7 protein-coding genes are annotated in these 9,605 nt (G+C 61.7%); 4 read left to right on the plus strand and 3 right to left on the minus strand.

The window, feature by feature from the left end; all coding sequences use genetic code 11:
* Together ACI38B_RS04545 and purC are read right to left on the minus strand one after the other, a co-directional pair.
* A partial coding sequence (locus tag ACI38B_RS04545) for a phosphoribosylformylglycinamidine synthase (RefSeq protein WP_439729710.1) occupies window positions 1–2,640 on the minus strand: 2,640 nt, incomplete at its 3' end.
* A 125-nt stretch (window positions 2,641–2,765) separates the two neighbouring features.
* Window positions 2,766–3,518: a phosphoribosylaminoimidazolesuccinocarboxamide synthase gene (purC, locus tag ACI38B_RS04550; protein WP_439729711.1), complete on the minus strand. Its 753-nt coding sequence runs from the start codon at window positions 3,516–3,518 to the stop codon at window positions 2,766–2,768.
* 230 nt (window positions 3,519–3,748) lie between these two features.
* Here purC and purT point away from each other — a divergent pair, with 230 nt between their 5' ends.
* The 4 genes from purT to ACI38B_RS04570 all read left to right on the plus strand — a co-directional run bounded on the left by purT (window position 3,749) and on the right by ACI38B_RS04570 (window position 8,827).
* Window positions 3,749–5,080, plus strand: a complete 1,332-nt coding sequence (gene purT, locus ACI38B_RS04555) for a formate-dependent phosphoribosylglycinamide formyltransferase (protein WP_439729716.1) — start codon at window positions 3,749–3,751, stop codon at window positions 5,078–5,080.
* A gap of 48 nt (window positions 5,081–5,128) precedes the next feature.
* Window positions 5,129–6,331, plus strand: coding sequence for a glycosyltransferase (locus tag ACI38B_RS04560; RefSeq protein ID WP_439729712.1), 1,203 nt, complete (start codon window positions 5,129–5,131; stop codon window positions 6,329–6,331).
* Between the two features lie 275 nt (window positions 6,332–6,606).
* Window positions 6,607–7,215, plus strand: coding sequence for a type IV pilin protein (locus tag ACI38B_RS04565; protein WP_439729713.1), 609 nt, complete (start codon window positions 6,607–6,609; stop codon window positions 7,213–7,215).
* A 265-nt stretch (window positions 7,216–7,480) separates the two neighbouring features.
* Complete coding sequence (locus ACI38B_RS04570; protein ID WP_439729714.1) at window positions 7,481–8,827, plus strand: NAD-dependent succinate-semialdehyde dehydrogenase; 1,347 nt, start codon at window positions 7,481–7,483, stop codon at window positions 8,825–8,827.
* Between the two features lie 242 nt (window positions 8,828–9,069).
* Here the strand turns inward: ACI38B_RS04570 and ACI38B_RS04575 are convergent.
* Window positions 9,070–9,605, minus strand: a 536-nt coding sequence (locus ACI38B_RS04575; RefSeq protein ID WP_439729715.1) for an Lrp/AsnC family transcriptional regulator, incomplete at its 5' end; no start/stop codon positions are given.

A 9,605-nucleotide genomic window follows, 5' to 3' on the forward strand; every position in this document is an offset into this window, starting at 1 on the left:
CACGGCGATGGTGTCGGCGAGCTTGACGCCGATGCGGTTGCCGAGCGTCATCTTGAACAGCGCTTCGGCGCTGGCACCATAGCCCGGGGTGGACACGGCAAGCGCATCATGGAATTCGGTGAGTGATTCGACCGCGTCCATCGCCTCAAGCAGGCCGTCCTTGTCGGGAGTGAGCCCGTCGGCAGCATACCGCGGAGCGATGCGCACAATACGGTGACCGGCCTTCTTGAACTCAGGGGAGGTCGCGCGATGCATGTTGCCGACGGCTACAGCGAAGGAGATGAGCGTCGGCGGCACGTCGAGATCCTCGAAGCTGCCGCTCATCGAATCCTTGCCTCCGATGGCGCCGACACCGAGGTCGACCTGCGCCATCAGGGCGCCCAGCACCGCCGCAGCAGGCTTGCCCCAGCGTTCCGGCACATCACGCAGCTTGCCGAAATACTCTTGGAAGCTCAAGTAGGCGTCTTCGCGACGGAAGCCGGCGGACACGAGCTTGGCAAGGGACTCGACCACCGACAGGTAGGCGCCGGTGAACTGGTTCTTCTCCATGATGTACGGGTTGAAGCCCCATGCCATCGCGGATGCGGTGGTGGTTTCGCCGAACACCGGGAGCTTGGCGACCATGGCCATGCTCGGGGTCAGCTGACGCTTGCCGCCGAACGGCATGAGCACAGTGGCGGCGCCGATCGTGGAGTCGAAGCGTTCGGACAGGCCCTTGTTGGAGGCCACGTTGATATCGGTGACCAGCGCGTGCATCCGGTCCTTGAGCGAGCCTTCGCGCCACGGGGTGGTGTAGGAGCCGCCCTGCTCGACGTGCACGGTCTGATGCTTCGGTGCGCCGTTGGAGGCGAGGAAGGCGCGGCTCAGATTCACGATGGTGTCACCCTGCCAGGTCATGCGCATAACCTTCTCTTCGGTGACAGTGGCGATAACGGTGGCTTCGAGGTTTTCCTCGCGCGCATAGCCGAGGAACTCGTCCACGTCGTCCGCGGCCACATCGACGGCCATTCGTTCCTGGGATTCGGAAATCGCCAGTTCGGTGCCGTCCAGGCCTTCGTACTTCTTGGGCACCAGATCAAGGTTGATGGTCAGGCCGTCGGCGATCTCGCCGGTCGCCACGGACACGCCGCCAGCGCCGAAATCGTTGCAGCGCTTGATCAGACGGCAGGCGTCCTTGCGGCGGAACAGACGCTGGAGCTTGCGTTCGACGGGGGCGTTGCCCTTCTGGACTTCGGCACCGTCTTTTTCAAGGCTTTCCTCGTCGTGCGCCTTTGAGGCGCCGGTTGCGCCGCCGATGCCGTCGCGGCCGGTACGCCCGCCCAACAGGATGATTTTGTCGCCGGGGGTCGGGGTTTCGCGGCGGACATGATCGGCCGGGGTCGCACCCACGACGGCACCGACTTCCATGCGCTTGGCCACGTAGCCCGGATGGTAGATTTCGTCGACTTGACCGGTCGCCAGACCAATCTGGTTGCCGTACGAGGAGTATCCGGCAGCCGCGGTGGTGACGATCTTGCGCTGGGGGAGCTTGCCCTTGAGCGTTTCGGAAACCGGAACACGTGGGTCGCCGGCGCCGGTCACGCGCATAGCCTGATACACGTAGGAACGGCCCGACAGCGGGTCGCGGATGCACCCGCCGATGCAGGTGGCCGCGCCGCCGAACGGCTCGATTTCGGTCGGGTGGTTGTGGGTTTCGTTCTTGAACAGGAACAGCCAGTCCTGGTCCTCGCCGTTCACATCGACCTTCACCTTGACAGTGCAGGCGTTGATTTCCTCGGATTCGTCGAGGTTCTTGAGGATGCCGTTCTTCTTGAGCCACTTGGCACCGATCGTGCCCATATCCATGAGGCACACCGGCTTGCCGTCGCGCCCGAGCTCATGGCGCATGGCCATGTACTTGTCGAATGCTGCCTTGACCACGTTGTCGTCGATATCCACCTCGTCAAGCTGCGTGCCGAAGGTGGTGTGGCGGCAGTGGTCGGACCAGTAGGTGTCGATTACCTTGATTTCGGTGATGGTCGGTTCGCGGTGTTCGCCGTGGAAATACTCCTGGCACACCTTCGCATCCGCCAAATCCATCGCGAGACCGCGCTCGTCGATGAACCGCTGGAGGCCTTCGCCATCCAGCTCGTCGAATCCGGCGACCACCTCGACCTTCGCCGGCTTGGCGACCTGCACCTTGAGCGTGCTCTTCGGTTCGAGGGAGGCTTCGCGGGCTTCGACCGGGTTGATCACGTACTGTTTGATCTGCTCGACGGCCTGCTCGTCCAGATCGCCTTCGAGCGCGTAGACCTTGGCGCTGCGCACGGTCGGGCGCTCGCCTTGGCTGATCAGCTGGATGCATTCGCTGGCCGAATCGGCACGCTGATCGAACTGCCCGGGCAGGAACTCGACGGCGAACACCGCGCTGTCGCCGAAATCGGGCATCTCCTCGCTGGCGTTATCCACCTGCGGTTCGCTGAACACGGTTGTGGTGGCCTGATCGAACAGCTCACGGCTGATGCCTTCGACGTCGTACCGGTTGACGATACGCAGGCCGGTAAGCCCTTTAATCCCGAGAATCGTCTTCAGCTCGTTCTCCAGTTGCCTGGCCTCGACGTCAAAGCCCGGCTTCTTCTCGACATAAACGCGAAAAACCACGGTATTCCTTCTGTTGTTGGTATGGCGGTTGTCTGGGTGATGCAGGTGGTCGCGTGGGTGTGTTCGCCTTGCGCGGCGCATCCGAAAAATGTGGCCCGCATCGGAAAACCGGTGCGGGCCCGGGCTCACTCGGCGTCCTTGACGCCTTCGGAATCGGCGAGCTGCTTGAGGCGGCTGTAGATCTCCTCGTACGCGGGGATGATGTTGCCCAGATCGCGGCGGAACAGATCCTTGTCAAGATGCTCGATCTTGCCGCTATGATCCTTCAGATCCCACAGACGGCAGGTATCGGGCGTGATTTCGTCGGCCAGCAGAATCGTGCCGTCGGAGGTCTTGCCTTCCTCGATCTTGAAATCGACGAGCTGCACGTCGATCTTGGAGAAGATGTCTTTGAGCGCTTCGTTGACGGCGCGCGCCTGACGGGAGATCTCCGCAAGCTCGTCTTCAGAAGCCAGGCCGAGGGCGACGATGCCGTCATCGTTGATGAACGGGTCGCCCAGTTCATCGGACTTCAGGCAGAATTCGAGGATCGGCTTCTTCAGCGGCGTGCCTTCCTTGACGCCGTACCGCTTGGCGAAGGAGCCGGCGGCGGTGTTGCGCATGATGATTTCCAGCGGGTACATGGTCATCTTGCGCACCAGCTGTTCGGTGTCGGACAGGCGCTTGATGAAGTGGCTGTCGATGCCGCGAGCCTTGAGCAGTTCGAAAATCACGGAGGTGATGTGGTTGTTCAGGTTGCCCTTGCCGGCGATCTGCGCCTTCTTCGCGCCGTTGCCGGCCGTCGCCTGGTTCATGTATTCGACCCACAGAACGTCGGGATCGTCGGTCGCATACATTTTTTTGGCCTTGCCCTCATAGAGCTTTTCCAGTTTCTGCATGACTCGCCTTCCTCGTAAGCACGAGATGGATTGGGGGTATATACGGTGGACAGGATACCAAGCGCCGGCTACATCGGGCGGCACGGCGTGGGGCCGGTATCGCCCGAGAATCGTCCGCGTATCGCCCGGCTGCCGATCCGGTATTGGCGCGGCGGCGAATGGGTTCGATTCGGGGCCGGGCAACGCCGTCGGCAACGGTTCTGACAACCCCCGATGGCAAGATGACGGGTATGAGTGATTACGCCGAAGCCACAGTCAACGCAAGCCAGTCCAGTGCATCACAATCAGCCTCCGCCACGACGCCAGCCGATCCGTGGCTTGGTACCCCGCTCGACCGATCCGACGATGCCGCGCGCACCAAGGTCCTGCTGCTCGGCTCCGGTGAGCTCGGCCGCGAAATCGCCATCGAACTCATGCGCCTGGGCGCGTGGGTGTGCGCCGCCGACAGCTACGAAGGCGCCCCGGCACAGCAGGTCGCCCACGAATACCGCGTCCTCGATATGGCCAATCCTGAGCAACTGGACGCCCTGTTCGCCGAAATCAAGCCGGATATCGTCATCCCCGAAGTTGAGGCGATCGCCACATCCGAACTGGATGCCGTCGCCGCGAAAGGCGTACAAGTCGTGCCGAGCGCGGGCATCGCCGCCATCTGCATGGACCGCGAGCGCCTGCGCGTGCTCGCCCACGAGAAACTTGGGCTGCCGACCACACCCTACCGTTTCGCCGGGTCGCTCGAGGAACTGCGCGCCGGTGCGCAAACTGTCGGCTACCCGTGCGTCGTCAAGCCGATCATGAGCTCTTCCGGCCACGGCCAGTCAGTTGTACGCACTCCGGATGCCATCGACGCCGCCTGGCATGAAGCGCAGGTCGGTCGTCGTGCGGCGGGCGAAGGCGGCATTTCCCGCGTTATCGTCGAAGCACTCGCACCGCTTGATTATGAGCTGACCGTACTGACCGTCAGCTCGTCCGCGGGGGTCGTCACCTGCACCCCTATCGGGCAGCGTCAGGAAAGCGGCGATTATCGCGAATCCTGGCAGCCGGCGGCTGTCAATCCGGACACCTTGAGAATCGCGAAAGACCTGGCACGTCGCTGTGTCGAAGGGTTGGTCGCCGACGCGCAGGAGCACGGCGAGCGCGGCTGGGGCGTGTTCGGTGTCGAACTGTTCGTCCTCACCGACGGTTCGGTGCTGTTCAACGAGGTCTCCCCGCGTCCGCACGACACCGGCATGGTGACCATGATTTCCCAACGGCTGAGCGAATTTGCGCTCCACGCGCGGGCGGTTCTCGGTATTCCGGTCAGCCAAGAGCATGTGGATTTGGCGCTCGGCGACGGGCAAGTTGGCGCGAGCCATGCCATCGTCGTGGAAGGCGACGGCCGAGCGATTTTCTCGAATGTGCCGCAGGCGCTCGCCGAGCCGGACACCAACCTGCGTATCTTCAACAAACCGGAAGTCCATGGGCATCGTCGCATGGCCGTGGCGCTCGCCATCGGGGACAGCGCCGATGGCGCCCGCGCCAAGGCCGGACGCGTCGCCGATGCGCTGACTGTCACGGTACGGTAATCGGCGTGGCATCCCGGCTTCGTGGGGCTTGAGGCTTACGATACCGATATGAGCATGAAGAATCAGGGGTTTTCTGCGGCGGCTGGCGGTACCGTTGATGCCGGCCGCCCGCTCGTCATCGCGCTGGTTGTGGACACCGCGGGCAATGAAGGCAACGGCACGTCGAATTCGGCGTTGCAGTATGCCAAGGAGCTGCGCCGGCAAGGTCATACGGTCCGTCTGGTCGGTATTGGTTCGCCCGAGTATCCGATCCGCGTGCGTCACATCCCGTTGGTCTCTTGGATCGCGGCGAAACAGCAGATGCAATTCGCACAGCCGGACCGAGCGATGTTCCGCAAGGCGTTTGAGGGTGCGGATGTGGTTCACGTGTACCTGCCGTTCAAATACGGTCGCATGGCGGTGCGGACCGCGCACGAGATGGGCATCCCCGCAACTGCGGGATTCCATTTGCAACCGGAGAACGTTCTGTATTCGGCGGGGCCGCTGCGGTATATCCCCGGCGCTTCGGCGTTCATCTACTGGCTGTTCGACCGCATGCTGTACCGGCATATCCGGCATATCCACACGCCCTCGCATATGATCGCCGCGCAGTTGCGGGCGCACGGCTATCGGCAGCGCCTGCATGTGATCTCCAACGGCTATTCGCCCAGATTCACCGCCAAACAGCAGCGTGAACCCGGCTCGCCGTCCCCAAGGCCGTTCAGAATCGTCGCCTCGGGGCGTTTGGCCAGTGAGAAGGACCATGCGACGCTGATTCGGGCGGTCGCGTTGAGCCGGCATACCGAGGATATCGAATTGTCGATTTGCGGCACCGGGCCGTTGCAACATGAACTGCGGCGAATGGCGGCGCAATTGCTGCCCGGACGTTGGTCGATCGGTTTCCATGACAATGCGCAGATGCCCGCATTCCTGCGTTCGTGCGATCTGTTGGTGCACCCTTCGATTGTGGATATCGAATCGTTGAGCGTTCTGGAAGGCATGGCCTCCGGACTTGTGCCCGTCATAGCCAGGTCCACGCAGAGCGCAGCCGGGCAGTTCGCGTTGTGCGACCATTCGCTGTTCGACGCTCAAGACCCGGCCATGCTCGCCCAGCGCATCGACTGGTGGATCGACCACCCCGATGAATTATGCCGTTGGGGCGCCATCTATGCCGAGCACACGCATGAGGAGTATTCCATCGAGTCATGCGTGCGCAAATTTGTCGCCATGGAACGCGAGGCGATTGCCGACTTTGACGGCGGGTCGCGTTAACGGACGCAATCTGAGGGGTTCCGGCGGCCTGCGCGCATGCCGTGCCTGTTGCGGTGCCTGGCGTATCTCCGGTATCGGCATCGCGTGCGGATTGGGGCGCGGCGGCGTGCGTTTCATAGGTCTGTAACGCCTGAGGTAGTGTTTCGCTGTGTTGAAGCGTTGATGCGCGGCATGTATAATTATTGGCACCATAAAGGCGTGGAGAGAGAATGGGTATCCCGGTATGGCAGCGTGTTCGCGCGGTGCCGGACCCTGATGCAAGGAGATGATGGCACATGCGACTGAAGAAAAGAGGACAAGCCGGCTTCACCTTGGTCGAGCTTCTGATCGTGGTTGTCATCATCGGCATTCTTACCGCCGTGGCGGTTCCGATTTACAACAACCAGAAAAGGCTGGCGCGGCTTACTGCAAATCGAGAGAACGCGAAAAACGCGGAAGCGTTGGGTATTGAGGCGTTCCTTTCTTCGTCGGGCAAGGTGAATGAGACGGCGAAACGCTATGGCCACAACACAGTCACGTATACGTACTTTGTCGAGGCTGGTACCGGTATCCTGAACTTCTGCTTGAGTTGGAGCAGCGATGGAAGCGGCAGTGGCAGCTGCGGCGCCGGCGGAGATAACGACCAGTGGATAGCCGATGGAAGCCATCAGGTATCCACGCTCACGGATGTCGGCTCATGGACATCAGACACGGCCATCAGCGATAATATCAAGCTCGGTGACAAGATAGCGAAGATCTGGACGATTCATTTTGACCCAATAACGGGTGAAACCGTCGGATATTACTGCGCTTTTCCGTCGTCGAATGATCCGATATACCAACGGGTTCTTCAAGCCGTGCGTGATGGCAGCGCGCAGGAGAAATACAAACAATCAAACGGGTGACATTCCACGTCGCGATGCGACGCGCTGCACACCGTTGCGAAGCGGCTGAGGGGCGGCGGGTCGCGCCGGGATTCAAGCGCCGGACGTGTCTCCACTTAGCCGGTTGATTGCTCGCAATATCGCGGTAACGCCGATGATACGAAAATCGCTTACCATGCCGCCAAACGCAAAGAAAAACGCATTTCAACGGCGTACATGCAACGAAAAACGCATGGCATCGCCTTCCTGAATGCGTATTGCGTAAGTTGCGACAACGAAAGGCGACATGATGAGCAGATATGCAGTGACCAATCCGGCGACCGGACAGGTCGAGGAAAGCTTTGAAACCTTCACCGACGAGCAGGTCGCCGCGGCGGTGGACGCCGCCGATGACGCCTATCGTACGTGGGGGAGGACCACGACCATCGAACAGCGTGCGGCGCTGATGCGCAAGGCGGTGGCCGCCTATCGCAACCAGCAGCAGGAGCTTGCCACCATCATCAACCACGAGATGGGCAAGAACATGGACGAGGCGCTTGTCGAGGTGGAATTCTCAGCGGAAATCCTTGAATATTACGCCGATCACGCCGCTGAATTCCTTGCCGACGAGCCGATCAAGCGCGCTGCGGCGGGCACGGCATTCATCCGGCACCTGCCAATCGGCCCGCTGGTCGGCGTGATGCCGTGGAATTACCCGTACTATCAGGTGGCCCGGTTCGCCGGACCAAACCTCATGCTCGGCAACACCATCATTCTTAAGCACGCCTCCCTGTGCCCCAAGTCATCGGCCGCGATGGAGAGGATCTTCCTCGAGGCGGGCTTCCCGAAGGGCGCGTTCGTCAACGTGTACGCCACCAACGAGCAGATCGCCAAGGTCATCGCCGACCCGCGCGTCCGTGGTGTATCCCTGACCGGTTCCGAGCGTGCCGGCAAGGCAATCGCCCAGGAGGCCGGTGCCGCCTTGAAGAAGGTCGTGTGCGAACTGGGCGGCAATGACGCGTTCATCGTCATGAGTACCGACGATCTGGATGCTGCGGTCGAGGCCGGTGCGAACGCCCGGTACGAGAACAGCGGCCAGATCTGCAACGGCGCCAAGAGGTTCATCATCATCGACTCGCTGTATGACGAATTCTTGAAGCGGTTTATCAAGGTGTCCAAGGAACGCAAGCTCGCGCCGTTGTGCTCCGCGTCCGCCGCTGACGGGCTCGCCGCCCAGGTGCAGGCCGCGATTGATGATGGGGCGAAGGTGGTGCTGGGTGGCACTGAGCATGATGGCGCCTACTATCCGGCGACCATTCTGACCGATATTCCCGAAGGGTCCGCCGCGCGACGTACGGAGTTCTTCGGGCCGGTCGCCCAGTTCTACCGGGTGTCCGGCGAAGATGAGGCCATCGCGGTCGCCAACGATTCGCCGTACGGTCTCGGCTCCTACGTGTTCACCACCGATCATGAGCAGGGGCTGCGCTTCGCGGACCGTCTGGAATCCGGCATGACCTATATCAACGAATCCGGCGCCGATTCCGCGGAACTGCCGTTCGGCGGCGTGAAGAACTCCGGGTTCGGCCGCGAAATGGGTCCGCTCGGCATCCGCGAGTTCGCGAACTACAAGCTCGTCACCGAAGCCGCGCGCTGAATCCAGGGCGGTTCGCCCAGCATCGGCCCGGTATCAGCCCGGTATCGGCATGATGGCCGGTCGCCACATTCTTGGCGGCCGGCCATCAGTTTGCTTGGTGCACCCAGAGCTGTCTGTTCGCGGGGTTGCTGATGTTGCTGTTTCGCTGATTGGTTTCCGGTTTTCGACACCTTCGTCGTTCCGGAATCAGCCCGGATATTCCACAATATGACCATCGCCGCATACAACCGCCTACTGCGCAATTACCGCACGCCGTAATCGTACCGTTGCTCGATAAGCCGCAGATACGTGAATACTTCCGTGTGGTCGACGCCTGGAATCCTGCGGATGCGCATCACCAGGTCGAGCAGATCGTCATCGTCGGCGGTGAAAACCTCCAGCAGCATGTCGAAACGCCCAGCCGCGGCGACAATGTAGTCGATACCGTCGGTTGCGCGTAACTGGTCGGCGAGCGCGTTCAAATCCCCGCTTGTGTTCACTCCGATCATGGCTTGCCTGCGGTAGCCGAGCTGGACCGGGTCCGTGACGGCGACGATCTGGATGATTCCCGTCTCGACCAACCGCTGCACACGGCCGCGCACGGCGGCTTCGGACAGGCCGACGACCTTGCCGATCGCCCCGTAAGGTTTACGGCCGTTTTTCTGCAATTCGCGGATGATGGCCTTGTTGGTCTCGTCAAGCAGCGACGGCGATCGGCGCTGGTCAGTGCTGGTCTCATTGTCCGGTGTCTCGGATGTTCCCGCTGCGAATGGCTCGCGCATGTCATGTTGAACTCTCA

Source organism: Bifidobacterium sp. (genome assembly GCF_051876855.1).
GTDB lineage: Bacteria > Actinomycetota > Actinomycetes > Actinomycetales > Bifidobacteriaceae > Bifidobacterium.

Excerpts from the sequence above, each read along its gene's own strand:
- purC (WP_439729711.1), bottom strand. The coding sequence starts at position 3,518 with ATGCAGAAACTGGAAAAGCTCTATGAGGGCAAGGCCAAAAAAATGTAT.
- purT (WP_439729716.1), top strand. The coding sequence starts at position 3,749 with ATGAGTGATTACGCCGAAGCCACAGTCAACGCAAGCCAGTCCAGTGCA.
- ACI38B_RS04560 (WP_439729712.1), top strand. The coding sequence starts at position 5,129 with ATGAGCATGAAGAATCAGGGGTTTTCTGCGGCGGCTGGCGGTACCGTT.
- ACI38B_RS04565 (WP_439729713.1), top strand. The coding sequence starts at position 6,607 with ATGCGACTGAAGAAAAGAGGACAAGCCGGCTTCACCTTGGTCGAGCTT.
- ACI38B_RS04570 (WP_439729714.1), top strand. The coding sequence starts at position 7,481 with ATGATGAGCAGATATGCAGTGACCAATCCGGCGACCGGACAGGTCGAG.